The organism is Haloferax marisrubri (genome assembly GCF_001469875.2).
GTDB lineage: Archaea > Halobacteriota > Halobacteria > Halobacteriales > Haloferacaceae > Haloferax > Haloferax marisrubri.
This window is the reverse complement of record NZ_LOPW02000010.1, coordinates 780,497-799,384: the sequence shown is the minus strand read 5'-3', so window position 1 is coordinate 799,384 and position 18,888 is coordinate 780,497. Positions and strand designations below refer to the sequence as shown.

General features: G+C 67.8%; 22 protein-coding genes and 1 tRNA gene. 13 read left to right on the top strand and 10 right to left on the bottom strand.

The annotated features are described in order from the left end of the window. Positions 1 to 84 precede the first annotated feature (84 nt). The 3 genes from AUR65_RS11050 to cruF are packed head-to-tail and all read left to right on the top strand — an operon-like array spanning position 85 to position 3,410. Positions 85 to 1,587, top strand: a complete 1,503-nt coding sequence (locus AUR65_RS11050) for a phytoene desaturase family protein (protein WP_058566938.1) — start codon at positions 85 to 87, stop codon at positions 1,585 to 1,587. After that, entirely contained in the window at positions 1,584 to 2,504 is a 921-nt protein-coding gene (locus AUR65_RS11045) for a prenyltransferase (protein ID WP_084816427.1), read from the top strand. Before AUR65_RS11050 ends, AUR65_RS11045 begins: the two co-directional genes overlap by 4 nt. A gap of 24 nt (positions 2,505 to 2,528) precedes the next feature. Then, positions 2,529 to 3,410, top strand: coding sequence for a bisanhydrobacterioruberin hydratase (gene cruF / locus AUR65_RS11040; protein ID WP_058566937.1), 882 nt, complete (start codon positions 2,529 to 2,531; stop codon positions 3,408 to 3,410). 25 nt (positions 3,411 to 3,435) lie between these two features. On the opposite strand, the gene AUR65_RS11035 is transcribed toward cruF, so the two are convergent. Then, on the bottom strand, positions 3,436 to 4,383 hold the full coding sequence (locus AUR65_RS11035) for a DMT family transporter (RefSeq protein WP_058566936.1): 948 nt from the start codon (positions 4,381 to 4,383) through the stop codon (positions 3,436 to 3,438). Between the two features lie 35 nt (positions 4,384 to 4,418). On the opposite strand from AUR65_RS11035, the gene AUR65_RS20440 reads away from it, so the two are divergent. Further along, the gene (locus AUR65_RS20440) at positions 4,419 to 4,550 is read left to right on the top strand and encodes a hypothetical protein (RefSeq protein WP_269844092.1); all 132 of its coding nucleotides are present in this window, start codon (positions 4,419 to 4,421) and stop codon (positions 4,548 to 4,550) included. A 4-nt stretch (positions 4,551 to 4,554) separates the two neighbouring features. On the opposite strand, the gene AUR65_RS11030 is transcribed toward AUR65_RS20440, so the two are convergent. The 3 genes from AUR65_RS11030 to AUR65_RS19990 all read right to left on the bottom strand — a co-directional run bounded on the left by AUR65_RS11030 (position 4,555) and on the right by AUR65_RS19990 (position 6,741). After that, positions 4,555 to 5,340, bottom strand: coding sequence for a helix-turn-helix domain-containing protein (locus AUR65_RS11030; RefSeq protein WP_058566935.1), 786 nt, complete (start codon positions 5,338 to 5,340; stop codon positions 4,555 to 4,557). A gap of 60 nt (positions 5,341 to 5,400) precedes the next feature. Then, positions 5,401 to 6,420, bottom strand: a complete 1,020-nt coding sequence (locus AUR65_RS11025) for a phytoene/squalene synthase family protein (protein ID WP_058566997.1) — start codon at positions 6,418 to 6,420, stop codon at positions 5,401 to 5,403. Positions 6,421 to 6,588: 168 nt separating this feature from the next. Next, on the bottom strand, positions 6,589 to 6,741 hold the full coding sequence (locus AUR65_RS19990; protein WP_199180592.1) for an HVO_2523 family zinc finger protein: 153 nt from the start codon (positions 6,739 to 6,741) through the stop codon (positions 6,589 to 6,591). Between the two features lie 233 nt (positions 6,742 to 6,974). Here AUR65_RS19990 and AUR65_RS11020 point away from each other — a divergent pair, with 233 nt between their 5' ends. The 3 genes from AUR65_RS11020 (at position 6,975) to AUR65_RS11010 (ending at position 8,546) form a co-directional block, all read left to right on the top strand. Then, the gene (locus AUR65_RS11020; RefSeq protein ID WP_007275375.1) at positions 6,975 to 7,250 is read left to right on the top strand and encodes an ArsR/SmtB family transcription factor; all 276 of its coding nucleotides are present in this window, start codon (positions 6,975 to 6,977) and stop codon (positions 7,248 to 7,250) included. A gap of 2 nt (positions 7,251 to 7,252) precedes the next feature. Continuing rightward, entirely contained in the window at positions 7,253 to 7,549 is a 297-nt protein-coding gene (locus AUR65_RS11015; RefSeq protein WP_049905074.1) for a hypothetical protein, read from the top strand. Between the two features lie 214 nt (positions 7,550 to 7,763). Then, a complete protein-coding gene (locus AUR65_RS11010) occupies positions 7,764 to 8,546 on the top strand; it encodes a spondin domain-containing protein (protein ID WP_058566934.1) in 783 nt (260 codons plus the stop codon). A gap of 477 nt (positions 8,547 to 9,023) precedes the next feature. On the opposite strand, the gene AUR65_RS11005 is transcribed toward AUR65_RS11010, so the two are convergent. Further along, complete coding sequence (locus AUR65_RS11005) at positions 9,024 to 9,497, bottom strand: Lrp/AsnC family transcriptional regulator (protein ID WP_058566933.1); 474 nt, start codon at positions 9,495 to 9,497, stop codon at positions 9,024 to 9,026. A gap of 164 nt (positions 9,498 to 9,661) precedes the next feature. Here AUR65_RS11005 and AUR65_RS11000 point away from each other — a divergent pair, with 164 nt between their 5' ends. Beyond that, positions 9,662 to 10,711 carry a CNNM domain-containing protein gene (locus AUR65_RS11000; protein WP_058566932.1) on the top strand — a complete coding sequence of 350 codons (1,050 nt, stop codon included), beginning with the start codon at positions 9,662 to 9,664 and terminating at the stop codon, positions 10,709 to 10,711. A 119-nt stretch (positions 10,712 to 10,830) separates the two neighbouring features. Here the strand turns inward: AUR65_RS11000 and AUR65_RS10995 are convergent. After that, a tRNA-Met gene (locus tag AUR65_RS10995) sits at positions 10,831 to 10,979 on the bottom strand. Between the two features lie 128 nt (positions 10,980 to 11,107). Between AUR65_RS10995 and AUR65_RS10990 the strand changes: the two genes are divergently transcribed. Next, entirely contained in the window at positions 11,108 to 12,229 is a 1,122-nt protein-coding gene (locus AUR65_RS10990; RefSeq protein WP_058566931.1) for a DUF7115 domain-containing protein, read from the top strand. A 36-nt stretch (positions 12,230 to 12,265) separates the two neighbouring features. Here the strand turns inward: AUR65_RS10990 and AUR65_RS10985 are convergent, their stop codons facing one another. Then, positions 12,266 to 12,637 carry a DUF5830 family protein gene (locus AUR65_RS10985; protein WP_058566930.1) on the bottom strand — a complete coding sequence of 124 codons (372 nt, stop codon included), beginning with the start codon at positions 12,635 to 12,637 and terminating at the stop codon, positions 12,266 to 12,268. A 90-nt stretch (positions 12,638 to 12,727) separates the two neighbouring features. On the opposite strand from AUR65_RS10985, the gene AUR65_RS10980 reads away from it, so the two are divergent. Continuing rightward, positions 12,728 to 13,360 (top strand): TVP38/TMEM64 family protein, encoded by a 633-nt coding sequence (locus tag AUR65_RS10980; RefSeq protein ID WP_058566929.1) that lies wholly within the window; start codon positions 12,728 to 12,730, stop codon positions 13,358 to 13,360. Positions 13,361 to 13,426: 66 nt separating this feature from the next. Here the strand turns inward: AUR65_RS10980 and gpmI are convergent, their stop codons facing one another. Then, positions 13,427 to 15,019, bottom strand: a complete 1,593-nt coding sequence (gene gpmI, locus AUR65_RS10975) for a 2,3-bisphosphoglycerate-independent phosphoglycerate mutase (RefSeq protein WP_058566928.1) — start codon at positions 15,017 to 15,019, stop codon at positions 13,427 to 13,429. A gap of 174 nt (positions 15,020 to 15,193) precedes the next feature. Between gpmI and AUR65_RS10970 the strand changes: the two genes are divergently transcribed. Then, positions 15,194 to 15,895 (top strand): DUF1405 domain-containing protein, encoded by a 702-nt coding sequence (locus AUR65_RS10970; protein WP_058566927.1) that lies wholly within the window; start codon positions 15,194 to 15,196, stop codon positions 15,893 to 15,895. A 65-nt stretch (positions 15,896 to 15,960) separates the two neighbouring features. Continuing rightward, on the top strand, positions 15,961 to 16,614 hold the full coding sequence (locus AUR65_RS10965) for an ArsR/SmtB family transcription factor (RefSeq protein ID WP_058566926.1): 654 nt from the start codon (positions 15,961 to 15,963) through the stop codon (positions 16,612 to 16,614). A 3-nt stretch (positions 16,615 to 16,617) separates the two neighbouring features. Here the strand turns inward: AUR65_RS10965 and AUR65_RS10960 are convergent, their stop codons facing one another. Then, positions 16,618 to 17,112 carry a hypothetical protein gene (locus AUR65_RS10960; RefSeq protein ID WP_058566925.1) on the bottom strand — a complete coding sequence of 165 codons (495 nt, stop codon included), beginning with the start codon at positions 17,110 to 17,112 and terminating at the stop codon, positions 16,618 to 16,620. Positions 17,113 to 17,193: 81 nt separating this feature from the next. Then, entirely contained in the window at positions 17,194 to 17,403 is a 210-nt protein-coding gene (locus AUR65_RS10955) for a PLDc N-terminal domain-containing protein (protein WP_058566924.1), read from the bottom strand. A 236-nt stretch (positions 17,404 to 17,639) separates the two neighbouring features. Here AUR65_RS10955 and gatD point away from each other — a divergent pair, with 236 nt between their 5' ends. After that, positions 17,640 to 18,887 (top strand): Glu-tRNA(Gln) amidotransferase subunit GatD, encoded by a 1,248-nt coding sequence (gene gatD / locus AUR65_RS10950; RefSeq protein WP_058566923.1) that lies wholly within the window; start codon positions 17,640 to 17,642, stop codon positions 18,885 to 18,887. The last annotated feature ends 1 nt before the right edge of the window (position 18,888 follow it).

Below are 18,888 nucleotides of genomic sequence, written 5' to 3'. Positions count from 1 at the left end.
AGGAGGGACCGAGCCTAAAGCTACCCCCCGACGGCAGTCGATTCGGTCAGTCGATTTATGTCCTCTACGTCCTTACGAACGGACATGAATTCTGTCTCGGCTCTCGACTCTCTCGCCGGCGAGTCCGTCGTCGTCGTCGGCGGCGGCTTCGGCGGCCTCTCGACGGCGTGCTACCTCGCGGACGCCGGTGCCGACGTGACGCTGTTGGAGAAGAACGAACAGCTCGGCGGCCGAGCCAGCACGCTCGAACGCGACGGCTTCCGGTTCGACATGGGGCCGTCGTGGTACCTCATGCCCGACGTGTTCGAGCGCTTCTTCGCCTACTTCGGCAAGCAACCGGAGGACTACTACGGGCTGACCCGGCTCGACCCGCACTACCGCATCTTCTTCAAGGACGGCGACCGGGTCGACATGCTCCCCGACGTCGCGGCCAACAAGGCCACCTTCGAGTCGTACGAACCCGGCGCGGGCGACCGGCTCGACGACTACCTCCGGAAGGCCGAGCGGAACTACCGCATCGGGATGGAGCACTTCGTCTACACCGACCGCCCGGACCTCACCGACTACATCGACCTCGACGTGTTCCGGTACTCGTGGGGGCTGTCGCTCGTCGGGTCGATGCAGGACCACGTCGAGAACTACTTCGACCACCCGAAGCTCCAGCAGATAATGCAGTACACGCTGGTGTTCCTCGGCGGCGCGCCGAACAACACGCCGGCGCTCTACAACCTCATGAGCCACGTGGACTTCAACATGGGCGTCTACTACCCCGACGGCGGCCTCGCGGGCGTCGTCGACGCCATCGTCGACCTCGCCGAGGAGTTGGGCGTCGAGTTCCACACCGACTCCCCGGTGGCCGAAATCGCCGGTCGCCGCGGCGGGTTCGCCGTCCGCACTGAGGACGGCCGCGAGTTCCTCTGCGACCAGGTCGTCTCCGACGCCGACTACGCCCACACCGAACAGGAGCTCCTCCCGGAGAAGAAGCGCCAGTACGACGCCGACTACTGGGACTCCCGAACGTACGCCCCCTCGGCGTTCCTGCTCTATCTCGGCGTCGAGGGCGACGTGGACGAACTCGCCCACCACACGCTCGTGTTACCCACCGACTGGGACGACCACTTCGAGACGATATTCGAAGACCCGGCGTGGCCCGACGACCCCGCGTACTACCTCTGTGTGCCGTCGAAGACCGACGACTCGGTCGCACCCGAGGGTCACAGCAACCTGTTCGCGCTCGTCCCCATCGCGGCCGGGTTGGAGGACACGCCGGAACTCCGCGAGAGCTACCGCGACCTCGTCCTCGACGACATCGCCGACAACACCGGCGTCGACCTCCGCGACAGAATCGTCGTCGAGGAGTCGTTCTGCGTGAACGACTTCAAGGAGCGCTACAACAGCACGCAGGGCACGGCGCTCGGCCTCGCGCACACGCTGTTCCAGACGGCGCTGCTCCGCCCGCCCCACGGCTCCGACGCGGTCGACGGCCTCTACTTCACCGGGTCGTTTACCACGCCGGGTATCGGCGTCCCGATGTGTCTCATCAGCGGCCAACTCACCGCCGAGGAGATGGCCGACGACGCGAGGTGAGCGCCGACATGGCCGCAGAGACCGAGGTCGGGGAGGGCGGCGACGGTGGACGAGAGAGCAACGCCCGGGCAGACGGCGGTCTGCGGGACCGCCTCGTCTACCTCGCGGTCCTCTCGCGGCCCCGCTTCTGGCTCTACCTCGCCGGTCCCGTCGTCGTCGGCGTCGCGGCCGCCGCGAGCGCCCCCGCCGACCTGTTCGGCCTCGAAGCGGTCGCCCTGTTCGCGTACTTCCTCGTCCCCGCGAACGTCTTCCTCTACGGCGTCAACGACGTGTTCGACGCCGACGTGGACGAGGCGAACCCGAAGAAAGACGACCGCGAGGCCCGCTGGCGCGGCGACCCCGTGAACACCGCCGTCGTCGCCGGGAGCGGCCTGCTCGGCGTCGGCCTGTTCGTCCTCGTCCCGCGGGTGGCGTGGCCGTGGCTCGCCGCGCACTTCTTCCTCGCCGTCGAGTACAGCGCCCCGCCGCTTCGGTTCAAGACGACGCCGCTTCTCGACTCGGTGTCGAACGGCCTGTACGTCCTGCCGGGCGTCGCCGCCTACGCGGCCGTCTCGGGGTCGAACCCCCCGATGCTCGCCGTCGCGGGCGCGTGGCTCTGGACGATGGGGATGCACACGTTCTCCGCGATTCCGGACATCGAACCCGACCGCGAGGCCGGTATTCGGACGACTGCGACAGCCCTCGGCGAGCGCCGGACCTACTGGTACTGCGCCGCGACGTGGGGTCTCGCCGCCGTCGCCTTCGCCGCGGTCGACCTCCGACTCGGCGCGCTCTTGGCGGCCTATCCGGTCGTCGTCCTCGGCATCGTCGCCGCCGGCGTCGACGTGGACCGGGCGTACTGGTGGTATCCCGTCATCAACACCGTCGTCGGCATGCTCATCACCCTCGGGGCTCTCTGGAGGCTCGTCAATGGGTAACGGCGAGTCCCCGGAGGTGCGTCCGTGAGCGCGAGCGACCTGCGAGCGCGCCTGCCGTCCACCCGGAGCGAGGCGGAGGCGTCGCTCGACCGGCTGGTGCGCGACAACCGCTTTACCATCTCGGTGTTCTTCCCGCTGAACGGCGCGGTGCTCCTCGTCGCCAGCGCGATGGGCTGGCTCCCCGACCCGCTCGCGTTCAACGCGTTTCTCATCCTCCTCGGGACGCTCGTGATGCGCTCGCCGCTCATCGTGGGCGTCCTCCCGCTCGTGACACGTCGGGCCGCCCTCGGCGTCGGCGCGCTCACCGCCTACGCCTACGCCATCGAGTACACCGGCGTCACCACGGGCTGGCCCTACGGCTGGTTCCACTACGGCGTCGACCTCGGGCCGACGGTCGCCGGCGTCCCCGTCGGGCTCCCGGTGTTTTTCATCCCGCTCGTGATGAACGCCTACCTGCTGTGTCTGCTCCTGTTGGGCGACCGCGCCCGCAACGGGGCCGTCCGCCTCGGCGTCGTCATCGCGGCCGTCCTCGCCATGGACGTGGTGCTCGACCCCGGCGCGGTCGCGCTCGGCTTCTGGGAGTACTACCGCCTCGCCGACGACGCGCGCCTGTTCTACGGCGTCCCGCTTTCGAACTACGCCGGCTGGGTCGTCAGCGCGACCGTCGCCGTCGTCGCGCTCGACCGGTCGTTCGACCGCGAGGCGCTCCTCGCGCGACTCGACCGCACGGAGTTCATGCTCGACGACCTGGTGAGCTTCGTCATCCTCTGGGGCGGCATCAACGCGTGGTTCGGCAACTGGATTCCCGTCGCGGTCGCGGCGCTGTTCGGCGTCGGACTGCTCAAGACGGACCGGTTCGACTCGCGGCTCCTGCGGCTTCCGCGGCGGTTGCCGTGGCGCTCCTGAGCGTCGGTGCTCGCCGGCGGCTGTTTCAGTCGGACTCGACGCCACGACGCCGACCTCGATAGACTGCCCCAAGTCGTTTCCACTTGAGCAGGCCGAAGCCGAGAAGGATGAGCCCGAAGCCGAGGAGCGTGGCCGCGGTCACGGGTTCCGTGAACAGGAGCCAACTGTACACCGCTCCGAAGCCGGCGGTGGCGTAGGTGACGAGGTTGAGTTCGACCGAGCCGAGGCGGGGGAGAAGCGAGAAGTACAGCAGGTAGCTGACCGCGCTGGCGAAGACGCCGAGATAGACGAGGCCAGCGAGCCCCGCAAGCGACACGTCGACCTGCGCCAGCGACTCCGTCGGACTCGCGGCGCTGGCGAGGTGGGTCGCGATGGCCGCGACGACCATCGCCCACGCGGTGCGGGCGGCGAAGGGTATCTCGGCGTCGATTCGCTGAGTGAGCACGCCGCCGAGTGCGAACGAGGCCGCGGCGAGCACCAGCACCACCTGCCCTGCGGTGTTCGCCCCGAGGAGGTTCGCCGGGTCCGGGTCGGTGATAACGACCAATCCGAGGAAGCCGACGACGACGCCGAGCAGTTCGACAGGGCCGAACCGCTCGTCGGGGAGAAACAGCTTCGCGAAGCCGACGGTCAGTATCGGAATCAGCCCCGCGAGCACCGACGCGACCGCGCTCGGGACGGTCTGCTGGCCGACGTTCTGGAGGATGCTGTAGCCTGCGAGCGCCAAGAGCCCGGCCGGGGCGACGACCGCCCAATCGCGCCTCGTCCGGGGCCGCCAGTAGTCGGCGCGCCACCCCACGTACGCCAACAGGAGGGCCGCACCGAGGTCGAGTCGAAGCGCGGCGTACAGAATCGGTGGGAACGACTCCAGACCGACCGTTATCGCGGGGTACGCCCCACCCCACAGGGCGGCCAAGAGGACGAACAGGGCGGCGTTTCGGTACCGACCGTCGAGACGTGACTCACCGAGCATGGCGTGAGCGGTCGGGAGACAGCGGGGTCGCGGGCGTGAGCGAGTCGGCAGTCTGCGGGAGCGTATCGGGAATCGGTCTCGGTCCGTCGGCGGTCGAGAGCGGTTCGTCGGCGTGTGCGCTCATCACCGAGACCTACGCCGGCGACCCCGGAGAACCGGTGGGTTAGGATGCTAACCCCCGCCGTCGGGTCGCGCGTTCGCCGAGTTGGAGTCGGTGTGGGGTGTGGAGTCGGAACCGGGGCCGGGGGCGGTGTCGAAACCATCGAGGCCGGCGAGCGCGGAGACGGCGGCACCGAGGAGCTTTCGCTCAGCGCGGCGGAGCGTCTTCGAGATGGCCACGTCGGAGACGCCACAGCGGTCGCCGAGAGAGGCGAGCGACTCGCTTCGCGGCGTCTCGTAGTAGCCGTGTTCGACCGCGGTGCGGAGCACCTGCGCCTCCGTGTCGGTGAGTCGCTCACAGCCGTCGAGGAGCGTCGCGGCCTCGTGGAAGTGCCGGAAGACGTCGGTCGGAATCGAGTCGTCGAGCGGCGTCTGCTCGACGACGGCGAGTTCGTAGCGACGGTCGAGCGAGTCGAGGGTGGCGGCTGCGGCGTCGGCGTCGGCGAAACCGAGATGCCACCGCTCCCAGCCGTCTCTGTCGCGGAGCGGGGCGATGACCGCGCCGCCGTTGGCGAGGACCGTTTCGATGGCGACGGTCTCTTCGAGCACCACGTGGGCGGTCGCGTGCGAACCGCGCTTCCGCTTGAGTTCGAAATAGCTGACCCCGTCGGCGTCTCTGAGCGCCCGGATGCCGGACTCCAACTGCGACCGCCCCGGCGACGAGGCTTCGACCCAGAGGTCACACCGGCCCGTCTCGGGCGAGAGATTCCAGTACGGCGTGGTCAGCGTCACGTCGTGCGCGGCGGTCACCCGTCCCAGCGGACAGTCTAACCGGGTGTCGAGGGTGACGCGATACATGGTGAGGTCTCTAGCGGCCACCCAGTAAATCGTTTCAGTCGCGGAGAAATTGTGCGGCGCTCAGTCCGAGCCCCAGCGGCTCAGAGAGCGGAGCCACCCGGAGACGCGTCCGCTGCGGCGGGCGCGGCCGACCGGCGTCGAACCGGGGCCGAACTCCGCGTCGAGTTCGTCGTCTTCCGGGTACGGGACGACGCTGACGGCCTTGAACACGGCGACGGGGTCGCGCCAGACGGCCCAGTACGCCGCGGTCTTCGCGAGGAGCGTGACCTTCCGGCCGAAGCCGAGTTCGGGCGTCGTCGTGAGGGTGTCGTAGTCGAGCTTTCGAATCGACCGGTGGTGGTCGGCGTACAGCACCGCCGAGAGGAGCACCGGGAACCGGCAGTCCGCCGGGAGGTATTCGATGCCGGCGACGCCGTCGCGGTACAGCGATTCCGTTCGGCGGAGTTCGTCGCGCATCACGTCGGCGACGCGCTCGTCGAACTCCAGCGCGAGAATCTGTTCGGTGTCGACGCCGTGGCGGTCGAGCGTCGTCTGCGGGAGGTACACCCGGTCTCGTTCGACCACGTCTTCGCCCACGTCGCGGAGGAAGTTCGACATCTGGAACGCCTGCCCGAGCGCCGTCGCGTGCGGGAGCGCCGCCTCGGGGTCGTCGGGGCGCATGACGTCCGTCATCATCCGGCCGACCGCGGAGGCCGACCCGTCCATGTACGTCTCTAACTCCTCGTAGGTCTCGTAGCGGTCCTTTTCGATGTCCGACTCCATGGCGTCGATGAAGACGTTCACGTCGTCGGGGTCGATACCGTAGCGTTCCCTGAGTTCGGCGAACGCCGACAGGACGGGGTCGTCGGTCTCGACTTCGCCGAGCGCCTCGGCGCGGAGGCGTTCGAGACGCTCGCGCTGTTGTGCCGGCGGCGCGGTCTCCTCGGCGTCGACGACCTCGTCGGCGACACGGAAGAATGCGTACAGCACGTACGTGGCGTGTCTGACGCGCTCGGGGAGCAGCCGCGTTGCGAAATAAAACGTCTTTCCCGTCCGCTGTTGGATGTCTTTTCCCGCCTCGACCTGTGATTCGTTGAGCATCGTTTCGTGTGCGTGGCCGCGTCCGACTCGGGACCAACTGAGCTGACCGGGGAGGACAGTCATTCGTTAGGCCTCCGCCGACATAACGCTTCGTGCTGTCGTGAAATCAACCGGCGAACCCGCCGACTTCGCGGTGGTACCGGCGCGGGCGTCATCTGTCAGTTTTCGTTACCAGAACGTGTCGCTACAGTCGTAGACGACCCCGTGTTCCGGGCAGACGTACTTGCAGTGGCGGTGGTCCATCGACGTGCCACAGAAGGGACACGGTCTGCCCTTCGGCGACTCGATGGTGCACGCGTTCTGCCCGGCGTCGTCGTCCATACGAGTTTTCGTAGGACGCGACCGACATATCCCTTACTGCCGTTGGCGGCGTCCCCTGCCGGTTCGGTTCGATTCGGTGACGAGGCCGATTCGGCGCGCCCGGAGACTCCACCCGAATTTGGTACGGAACTGGAACAACGCTCATGTGCGGTCGTCGCCGAGTCGAACCCGTCGCGTCGAAGGCACCCGCGAGAATATTACCGCGCTCGACCAATCAGTCAAACGAACAGTCGATGGAGAAGGCGCTCTGGTATCTACTCACGGCGACCCGCGGCGGCGAGAACCGCGTCCGCATCATCCGCGTCCTCTCGGAGCGGCCGCAGAACGCGAACCGCCTCGCCGACGAACTCGACGTGGGCTACAAGACCGTCAGACACCACCTCGACGCCCTCGAATCCCACGGGGTCGTCGAGGCCGGCGGCGACAAGTACGGGCGACTGTACTTCCTCACCGACCAGTTCGAACGGTACCGCGACACCTTCGAAGAGATCGCGACACACCTCGATTGACCATGGCAATGGACACCCAAATCATGGCGGCGAGCGCCCTCTCGGGCGCGAACATCGTCTTCCTCGCGGCGCTGACCGCCGTGTGGATTCGCAACTACCGGACGTTCCGCACCTCGCTCGTCCTCGGCCTGCTCGCGTTCGCCGTCGTCATGCTCGTCGAGAACGCCGTCGCGCTCTACTTCTTCTTCACGATGCAGAGCCTCTACTCCGGCGACCCCCACGTCCAGCAGGCCGTGTTGGTCCTCCGCGGCCTCCAACTCGTCGCGCTGGCGTTCCTGACCTACGTGACGGTCCGGTGAGCGACCAGATACCCGCGCGCGCCGTCCCTCTCTGACCTTCCCACACGCGCTCGCGCCTCGTTTACCCGTCCGAACCTCGGTTCTCCTGTCTTTTCCGTCCGAATTTGGTACAGAGTCGACCCCGATTCGTCACGGAGTCACCCCGAATCTCGAAAAATCGCCTTTAGCCGGCCTCGCGTCTTCGTTCTCGTGGAACCGACCACACGTGAGACCAATGAGAGACACGACGACTCCGACGACGCGACGAACCGTACTCGGGCTGACCGGCGCGGGCGTGCTGACCGCCCTCGCCGGCTGTCTGGGTAGTGCGAGCCTTCCGGGCCAAGCGGCCGGAAACGAAAACGGCCAGTCCGCGCGGACCTACCGCGTGACGGTGGCGAACCTGACGACTGGACAGCCGTTCACCCCGCCGGCGGTGGTCGCCCACCGCGCCAGCGTCGAACTGTTCGCCGTCGGCGACCCGGCGAGCGACGCCATCAGGGAAGTCGCCGAGAACGGGAACCTCGGCCCGCTCGGCGAGTTGGCCGAGGAGAGCGACGACGTTCGCGGCGTCGCAGTCGGCGATACGCCGCTCGTCCCCGACGAACTCCCCGCGAGCGAGATGTTCCCCGCGGCCGCGACGCTCGAACTGGAAACTGACGCCAGCGGCGCGTACCTCTCGTTCGTCAGCATGCTCATCGGCACGAACGACGGCTTCGCCGGCCTCGACACCGTGCCGCTCCCGGAGCGGGTCAACGAGTCGCGGTCGTACTTCGCGGCCAGCTACGACGCCGGAACCGAGGTCAACACGGAGGCGTACGGCGACATGGTCCCCCCTGCGCAGGCCCTCTACGGCATCGATTCCGGCACCGAGGGAACCGGCGCGAGCGACCCGGATCTCGCCGAGGGCGGCGTCGTCACGCCGCACGCCGGCATCGTCGGCGACGGCGACCTCGACCCCGCCGTCTACGGCTGGGACGACCCCGTCGCGCTGATTCAGGTCGAGCGACTCGACTGAGTCAGCCCCGGCTCGACCGCTCGACAGCGGTGTCCCGTCGCTCACAAGTCACGGGCGGCGGAGAACGAAAAACCGAGGCGTGGACGCCGTCGGAAGCGAACGACCGGGGGAGGTCGTCCGATGAAACCACGTAGCGTACCACGCGGCGAGTGCGGGGGACCCGACCGCGCGATGCTGTTGCAGCTTGCGTCTACCCGTTGTCGGAGCGCGTTGAACCGCTCTGGTGGTGATGGTGGTGGTGGTGGGGGGCGTCCGGTCGGCGAGAGACCGACGCGAACGGGAGGGTCTCTGACAACGGCGATTACCAGTTCGTTATCACCTGTCAAAGCTGTACCGGTGGTTCGGGAACCGCATCACCAGTCGCGTGAGCGTTCGAATATTGCCGTGTGTCCTGTCCTCGGGGCTCGTGAAGCCGGTTTTACCTATCGGTCGCACGCGAACCACGGTTGCGGTCGACCGGCGACGTCCCCACGTGGCTCACTCGCCGTCGCCGTCGCCGAACTTCGCGTACGGTCGGCGGTGGGTGTTCCGAATCAGGTCCTCGTCGGAGACGCGAAGCCCCAGTTCGTCTAACTCCTCGCCGATTCGGCTGAGATCGTCGCCGTCGACGCCGATGGCCCGGACCATGACGTTCCGCTCGCCGGTCATCACCTCCTGTACCTCGACGACGCCGGGGACCGCGGCGGCGGCCTCGGCTAACTCCGCGCGCTCCGGAATCGGTGCCGTACAGACGATGAGGGTGTACAGTTGGTAGCCCGCGCGCTCGTAGTCAACGTCGGCGTGATAGCCGCGGAGCACCCCGTCGGCTTCGAGCCGCTGGATGCGGTTCCGGACGGTACTCGCCGAGGCGTCGAGTTCGTCGGCGATGTCGGTCGACGACGTGCGGCGCGCCTCCGCCTGCAACGTGTACAGTATCTGCCTGTCCAGCGCGTCGAGTTCTCGACTCGTCATTCGTCCGGCCGTCTGTCGCCTGCGACATTAACCTTCCCGGCATCGTTGTCAGAACCTCATCTCAAATTAAATAATACTCAACACCCGATAACCGACTACATATACTCCCGGACGGCCGATGCTTTCTAACGGGTCGAACGCGAACGAACGGGACACCGACACAGATGAACCCAACAGAGATTGGTATACGCCTCGTCGCAGGGGCGCTTCTCATCCTCGCGAACGGTTTCTTCGTGGCTATCGAGTTCGCGCTGACGCGCGCACGACAGTTCACCGAGTCCGAGTTCGTCGACGGCGACTCCCGACTCGAGCGGGCGTGGGAGATGACCCAAGAGCTCGAACTGTATCTCACGACCTGTCAGGTCGGGATTACGGCGTCGAGCATCGCCGTCGGTATCGTCGCCGAACCCGCGCTAGCGGCGCTGTTCGAGCCGCTTTTCGCCGGCACGACGCTCGCAACCATCGGGGCCGGCGCGCTCATCGCGTACATGATTATCAATCTCCTCCACCTCACCCACGGCGAGCAGACGCCGACGTACCTCGGCGTCGAGCGCTCCCGGATGGTCTGTCGCTACGGGGCGGCGCCGCTGCACTGGTTTTACCTCGCCATCTCGCCCATCATCAAGTTCGGCGACTGGGTCGCCAAGTGGACGCTCAAGCTCTTCGGCATCGAGATGACGGGCGCGTGGCTCGAAACCGAGACCGACGTCATCGAGTCCCGCGGCCAACTCCGCGAGCGTCTCGACTCGCTCCTCCAGGAGGGCGAACTCCCCGAGGAGCGCCGCGACGAGGTGCTCAACGCGCTCGACGTGGACGAACTCTCCATCAGCGAAATCATGATTCCCAGCGACGACATCGTCTCGCTCTCGACGACGGCGACGCCCGGCGAGAACTTCGACCGGATTCGGAACACGCCGCACACCCGCTTCCCGCTCGTCGGCGAGTCGCTCACCGATTTCCGCGGCGTCGTCTACGCGCCCTCCATCATCGACAACTTCGAGGCGCTCCGCGCCGGCGAGCGCTCGTTCGACGAAATCGCCGCGCCGACGATGACGCTCGCCGCCGACACGAACGTCAGCGACGCGTTCGACCAGTTCCAAGCGGAAGACCAGGAACTCGCGCTCGTCCTGCGGGACGGCGAGGTCGTCGGCCTCCTCACCGCGACCGACGCCCTCGAAGCGGTCATGGGTGAACTCGACGACCCGCTCGACTAGCGTCACCGACGCACCTTCGACTGTTTCGGCGCGTGGCCGCGGCTCACAGCGGCGGTTCTCAGGAAAACGAGCGTCGTCGTGACTCACGGACGACTCTCGGTGTGCGACGAACCGAAGAATGCCCGGGGTGGGCTCCGAACCCACGATCTCCGCATGTCCCAGGTGCGAGGCCGGCGTGACCTCGCGAGGGGCGGAGGCTTCCAAGGCGTTCCGCACCGATTGTGAAACCCTATGAGTGCGGCGCTATGTCCAGCTAAGCCACCCGGGCTCAACTTCCCGTTGTGTGCTGGTTGTATTTAAGCTTCTCATCTCAGCCGACCGCGGGGCGAGTCACCACGCCACTCGATTCGCGCAATCACCCGCGGATTTATGTCCCAACACCGGGTGCACACACGCATGAGCCAACCGGAGATCGTCCAGTCCGTCCTCGGAGAGGAAGACGTGGTGACGCGCGTCCACCTCGGGGGCGAGGACGAACTGTTTGTAACTCCGACGCGGACGCTCGTCTATCGGGCCGAAGGCCTCCTCTCGGACGAGTCCGTCGACGAATTCTCGCACGCCGCCGAGCGACTGTCCGTCAAGGAAGGGCGACGAAAAGCGAAGATATCGCTCGACTACGGTCTCGACGGAAGCGAGACGTTCTCGCTGTCCTCGAAGCGACTCGACGACGCGCTCCAGCCCATCGTCGAGGGCGTGCTCGCGGCCGCCGGCGTGACCGACGAGGACGGCGAGCGCGTCGTCCAGACGTTCCGCTTCAGCGAACTCACGTTCGTCGTCACCGACGCCCGCGTCGTCCGGCACATCGGCAGCGCGGTCTGGGACGAAGACTACGAATCGTACCACTACGCCAACGTGACCGACCTCGAATTCGAGTCGGGGAGCGTCGCCACGACGGTCGTGCTCACCGTCGACGGCCGCCAAGAGCGGTTCAAGATTCCCAACGAGGAGGCGCGACTCGTCCGCGAGAAACTCGCGCGGGCGCTGTGTGACTACCACGGCGTCGGCAGTCTCGAGGAGTTCCGCGTCCAGATGGAGAAGGCGCAGGCGAACGCCGAGTCCGCCGCCGACGACGCCGGCCGCGACAACACCGACTTCGGCGCGGGGCCCGACCCGCTGAGCGCGAACCCCGGCGAACTGTCCGACGAGCCGGCGAACGCCACCCGCGCAGAGAGCGACGCGCCTGCCGAGCCGAGCCAACAGACCGCCCGGACGCAGTCGGTCGAGGCCCCGTCCGCGACCGGCGCGGTGGCCGAGGCGAAGCAGGCCGCCGAATCGACGGCGACCGAGTCGGCGTCGGACAACGTCGCCGACGCCGCGGACCTCGGATTCGAAGGCTCCGGCTTCGAGTCGGCCGCCGAGTCCGAGGCGGCCGACGCCGGTGCTGTCGATGCCGACTACGCCGAACTCGCCGCCGAAATCGAGTCGCTCCGCGAGGTCGTCGAGGCCCAAAGCGAGCAGATTCGCTACCAGCAGGAGCTGGTCGAACAGCTCATCGAAGAACTCCGCCGCGGGCGGTAAGCGAGCCGTTCCGGCCGGTTGCGGCGGTCGCGACCGCTACTCCCGACCGAGCACTTTTCTGATACACGACGAGCCGAACGGCCCGAGTTCGCCGGACTCGAACTTCACGAAGTGACCCGTCGAGATGGACGCGCCGCACCGGCGGCAGTCGAAGTCGCCCTCGCGCTGGACGACCTGACTCTCGAACCTGACGAACGTGCCGCCGCGGTTGTGACGGATGCGGCCGCCGTCGCGCTCGATGATGCCCCGTAGCTCCGCCGTATCGAGGATGTCGCGGGTGAGCGTCGGGTCCGTGGTGACCGTCTCGATGCGGTCGACAACCTCGGCGAGGGAGAGTTCGTCGGCTTCGAGGTGCGCGAGGAGGTCGAGCGCGAGTTCGACGCGCTCGTCGCGTGTGGGCTCGGTCACGGTTCGGGAGCCAATCGAACGGGGTCGGGCTAAAGCCCTCCGAAGCACAAAGCGTTTGATCGCGGCGCGACGACGGACCCCAGAGCTTCCGTGCCTCGTCCGCGCCTCGCCGCCGGCCTCGCGCTCGCGGCCGTCGTCGCCGGTTTCCTGCTCGCGTCGCCAGACGCCGTCATCGCGCACGCGGCGTGGGTCGCCGCCGACCCCGTCCGGCTCGTCGTCGTCGTGAGCGCGTTGGCGCTCGTCCGCCCGCTTCTCGCGTGGCCGACGACGCTCCTCGCGCTCGTCGTCGGCTACGGGCTCGGCCCGGTCGGCGTCCCGTTCGCGCTGGCGCTCATCGTCCTCACGAGCGTCCCGCCGTTCCTCTTCGCGCGGCGCTACCGGGGCGCGACCAGACTGGCCGCCGTCGGCGAGCGAACCGTCGAACAGACGGGGTCGGTCAGGGGCGTGGCCGCGAGCCGCCTGCTTCCGGTCCCCTCCGACGTGGTGTCCGTCGCGGCGGGCGTCGCCAACGTCCGACTCGGCGCGTTCGCGCTCGGGACCGCCGTCGGGGAACTCCCGTGGGCCGTCGCGGGCGTCATCGCCGGCGCGTCGGTCGAGACGCTCACGACGGAGTCGCTGGCCGCAGCCGTCCGCCCGGAGTTCGTCGTGCTCGCGGCGGTCGCGGGCGTGTCGATGCTCGTGCCGACCGCGTACCGCCGCTACCGAGGCGAATCCGGCGCGTAGAAACGGAGACAGGGACGGAGACGGGAAACTAAGTTCGCGAAAATCGAGTCTGTGAGCGACGGCGACTTACTCTAACAGCGACTCGCCGGTCATCGCGGACGGCTGGTCGACGCCGACGAGTTCGAGGATTGTCGGCGCGATGTCGCACAGCGACCCGCCCTCGCGGACGGTCCGACCGCCCGAAAGCGGGTGGTCGGGGTCGACCTCGGCGGCGTCTTCGGCGGCTTCGTCCTCGGCGTCGTTCTCCGCGGCCGCCTCGTCGTCGCGGTCGGCCGCGAGGTAGACGAACGGGACGGGGTTGAACGTGTGGGCCGTGTGCGGGTCGTCTTCGGTGCCCATGTCGTCGGCGTTGCCGTGGTCGGCGGTGATACAGACGTGGCCGCCGTGGGCGCGGACGCGCTCGACGAGCCGCCCGAGCTGTTCATCGACGGCCTCGACCGCCTCGATGGCGGCCTCGTAGTCGCCGGTGTGGCCGACCATGTCGGGGTTGGCGTAGTTGAGCACCATCACGTTCGGGTCGTCGGTCTCGATGATGTCGATGGCCGTGTCGGTGAGTTCCGTCGCGGACATCTCGGGCTGGAGGTCGTAGGTCGGCACGTCGGGGCTCTCGACGATGTTCCGAATCTCGCCGTCGAACTCGACCTCTCGACCGCCGTTGAGGAAGTAGGTGACGTGGGGGTACTTCTCGGACTCGGCCATGCGCAACTGCGTCATGTCTGCCCCGGCGAGCACCTCACCGAGCGTGTCTTCGGGCTGTTCCGGCGGGTAGGCGACAGAGACGTCGAACGTCTTGTCGTACTGCGTCATCGTCGTCATGAGAACCTCCGGCGGCGTCGTCTCGAACTCCCAGACGGGCTCGATGTCGCAGAGCATCCGCACGAGCTGTCGCGCGCGGTCGGCCCGGAAGTTGAAGAAGACGACCGAGTCGCCGTCTTCGAGGGCGGGCGCGTCGTCGACGACGGTCGGCTCGACGAACTCGTCGGTGTCGCCGCGGTCGTACGACTCGGTGACGGCGTCGACGGCGGTGTCGGCGGACCACTCCGCCTCGCGCTCGACGATGGCGTCGTAGGCGCGCTTGGTGCGCTCCCAGTTCTGGTCGCGGTCCATCGCGTAGTAGCGCCCGGAGACGGTGGCGACGCCGCCGGTTCCCTGCTCTTCGGCGACGGCTTCGAGGTCCGAGAGGTATTCCTCGCCGCCGGTGGGGCTGGTGTCGCGGCCGTCGGTAAAGGCGTGGGTGACGGCCTCGACGCCGCGGTCGGCGGCGAGTTCGATGAGCGCGTGGAGGTGCTGTTGGTCGGAGTGGACGCCGCCGTCGGAGACGAGGCCCATGAGGTGCACGCGGCCGTCGTGTTCGTCGGCGTGGTCGTAGGCGGCCGTGATGGCCTCGTTCTCGAAGAACGAGCCGTCGTCGATGCTGTCGCCGATGCGGGTGTACGCCTGCTTGACGACGCGGCCGGCCCCGATGTTGAGGTGGCCGACCTCGCTGTTGCCCATCTGGCCGTCCGGGAGGCCGACGCGCCGGCCGTCGACGATGAGCGTCCCGAAGGCTCCCGCGTCGCGGTAGCGGTCGAAGTTCGGCGTGTCCGCCGCCTTGATGGCGTCGCGGCGGTCGTGGTCGCCGAGACCCCACCCGTCGAGGATGATGAGTGCTGCGTCCATACGTCGCCGTTCGGCGTGCCGGGCTAACTGTCCTTTGCTCCCGACATGGGATGACAACGTGTCGCGTACGGAGATGAGAGGACGGCGTTCGCGCCCTGACGACGGGGGTGCGCCGCTCCCGCCCCCGCTCCCACCCCGACGGCCTTTTCTTTCGGCGCGCCGTCCGACTCGGCGATGGGTCTGCGCGACTTCGACCTCGACGCCGCGGTGGACGACTGGACGGAGTACTACCTCGGAAACGGCCCGAGCCTCGTCGTCTTCCTCGTCCTCAACGCCGCCGCGTTCCTCGTCGGGGTGAGCTTCTACGTCCACTCCGACCCCGCGCTCTCGGACCTGCCGACGTTCCTCTACCCGCTTTTCGGTGACTCGCCGACCGCCCTCGCGCTGATGACGCTGTCGGCCGCGACGCTGCTTCCGAACCTCGGTCGCCGCGTCGCCGACGCCCCGGTCAACCGACCGCTCGCGTACCTCCACACGCTCGCGTTCGTCTGGCTCGTCAAGTACGGGGTCTGGACGGTCGTGGCGCTCAACCTCCGGCCCGACCTCTACATCGGCTTCTCGGGGGCCGCGCTCTGGGACTACTGGGGCATCATGCTCACCCACGCGGGCTTTCTCGCGCTCGCCCTCGTCGTGCCGCGGTACGGCGCGACCACGAAGGGCGCGCTCGGGTTCGCCCTCACGCTCGCGCTCGTCAACGACGTGTTCGACTACGGCTTCGGCTACTACCCGCCGCTGAAGTACGAGGCGGGGGCGCTCCTCGCGGGTATCACGGTCGCCCTCTCGTTCCTCGCGGTGTTCCTCGCGTCGCGGGCGTTCGACCGCCTCCCGGACTCCCCAGAGGGGACCCGTGAGCGCCCCGCGAGCCACAATCGCTAATCGCACGACGGCGCGGAGTATCACATGAGTCAGGCTTTTCCCCGCCCGCAGTCTATGACCTCGTAATGGACTCCGCGGTACTGCTCGACCTACTCGGGAACGAAAACCGCCGGCGTATCCTGCGGTTGCTCTCGCACAAACCGTGCTACGTCACCGAGATCAGCGAGTACCTCGGCGTCAGCCCCAAGGCCGTCATCGACCACCTCCGAAAGTTGGAGGACGCGGGGCTCATCGAGTCGCGCACCGACGACCAGCGACGCAAGTACTTCCACATCTCACGGAACCTCCGACTGGAGGTGAACGTCTCGCCGTACGGGTTCGGCGCGAAGAGCGCCTACCCGCCGAGTCCGAGCCTCGACATGGCCGGGCGCTGTCCGCACGTGACGCTCGAAGTCGAGAACGCCGGGAGCGACGACGTTTCCGAGTTGGCGCGCGAACTCGGGAAACTGGAGGAACTCGACAACGAACTCTCCTTGGCCCAGCGGTGGGTGCAGGGCCGCATCACCGACGTGCTCGACCGCCTCAACGACCGTCTCGGCGTCGACGCCGACAGCCGGTTCTACGCGGAGATTCTCGCCGCGCTCGCAAACGGCTCGAACACCGTCCGCGGCATCGCGAAGGACCTCAACGCGGACCCCGCGGTCGTCGACAGCGCGCTTCACCACCTCGCTGAAGGCGACCTCGTCGCCCACAACGGCGATAGCTGGCGAATCGACTGACGCCTACAGCTCCTGTGTCAGGCCGTTTCTGAGGTCGCGGCCGAAGTAGTGCCCGACCAGCCCCGCGAGCCCGCCGCTCGCCGCACCGACGCCCGCGATGGCGACGCCGTAGTCCGCGAGCAGTTGGACCGCGAAGGGCGCGAACACGGCGAACAGCGTCGAGAGGACGAACGCGAGACCGGCGGCGATTGCGCCGGCGAGCACGACCTCCGTGTAGTGTCGCTTCGACCCGACGAGGCCGAGGAGGAAGCCGGCGGCGGCGATGCCGACGAACCGACCGATGAAGCCGACGATGGGAATCGCGCCGCCGACGAGCAGGCCGCCGACGGAAAGCAAGAGCGCCGCGAGGAACACGCGCGGGGAGAACAGCCCGCTGAGGCGACCGCCGCCGGACGACGCCGACCGACCCGTCTCCGCCGCCTCGTCGCTCTCGCGGCTCACTCCGGAGAGCAGGTCGTCGACGGACTGCTCAGACTCTCGTTGGTCCGACCGTTGCATGTGTACAGGGTCGCGGGCGAGCCTGATGGCTCTTGTGCCGGCGCGATAGATTCTCGTCGAAAAGGAGGCGCGACGCGGTGGTTACGAACCCCGACCCAAGATGAGGTACAGGACGATTCCCAGAAGCGGGGCGAGAAAGACGACGACGGCCCAGAGGAACGCCGGGTGACTGCTGTGTCGCTTCGCGTCGCGGTACGTCCACACCACCATCCCGAGGTACAGGAGGAAAAACAGCAGGCCGATTACGAGCGCGCCTGCGCCGCGCGACTGGAGGAGTATCGTGGGAAGCATACGCTGGCAGACACCCGGTCGGCTAAAATGTCTTGTGTCCGTTATGTCGTGGGCGCAGACAGCTCATTCGTTGCGCCCGTGCGATTCGGTTCTCCCTCAGTTGTCGTCCCGAGTCGCGAGCGAAGCGAGCTACTCGGCGTTTTTCCCTCCAGGTTTTTACCGTGAGTGGGTCGCCTCCGGCGACCCCGAACGGTAAAAAGGTGGGTTTGAAGTCTGCCCCCACGGTATCCCGCGATATGAACGCAGGGGACCGCGTCCGCGTCACCCGCGCGGACGTCACGAACGAAGGCGTGCTCATGCCGTCTTCCACCGAGGACCACCTCGTCGTCAAACTCGACGGCGGGTACAACGTCGGCATCGCCCGCGAGGGAGCCGACGTGGACGTCCTCGAAACCGACGTGTACGACATCGAAGACGCACAGTCCGAGGGCGACGGCACCTCCGAAATCGAGTTCGACGACGACCTCCCGACCGTCTCGCTCATCTCGACCGGCGGGACCATCGCCTCGACGGTCGACTACCGCACGGGCGCGGTGACCGCGCAGTTCGACGCCGAGGACGTGCTCCGGGCCGTCCCCGACCTCGCGGGGCGGGCGAACTACCGCGGCCGCGTCGTCGCCAACATCCTCTCGGAGAACATGACGACAGACGTGTGGGTCGACCTCGCCGAGGCCATCGCCGAGGAAATCGAGGCCGGGGCCGACGGCGTCGTCGTCATGCACGGCACCGACACGATGCAGTTCTCCGCGTCGGCGATGTCGTTCATGCTCGACACGCCCGTGCCCATCGTCTTCACGGGCAGTCAGCGCTCGGCGGACCGACCCTCCTCGGACAACGTGATGAACGCCGTCTGCGCCGTCGAGGCCGCGAAGGCAGACGCCGCCGAGGTCATGATCTGCATGCACGGCTCGGAGTCCGACGACGTCTGCGCGCTCCACGAGGGGACGCGCGTCCGCAAGAATCACACCTCCCGGCGCGACGCGTTCGAGACCGTCGGCGCGAAGCCGCTCGGCGAGGTCGACTACGAGGCCGAGGAGGTCACGTTCCGCCGCGATTACGCCCCCCGCGGCGAGGCCGACCTCGCGCTCCACGCCGACATCGAATCCGAGGTGGAACTCGTGAAGTTCACGCCCGGGATGGACCCCGCGGCGCTCGACTACCTCGACGGGAAGGCCGGCGTCATCATCGAGGGGACGGGCCTCGGCCACGTCCACACCGACCTCATCCCGCGGTTCGAGGAACTCGTCGACGACGGCACGGTCGTCGCCATGACCTCGCAGTGTCTCGAAGGCCGCGTCTGCGACCGCGTCTACGACACCGGGCGCGACCTGCTCGACGCCGGCGTCGTCGAGGCGGGCGACACGCTCCCCGGCACGGCGAAGGTGAAGCTCATGTGGTCGCTCGCCAACCTCGCGGACCCGACCGACGCGATGGGCCGGAACCTCGAAGGCGAGCTGACCCAGCGCTCCGTCCCGTGGGAGTGAC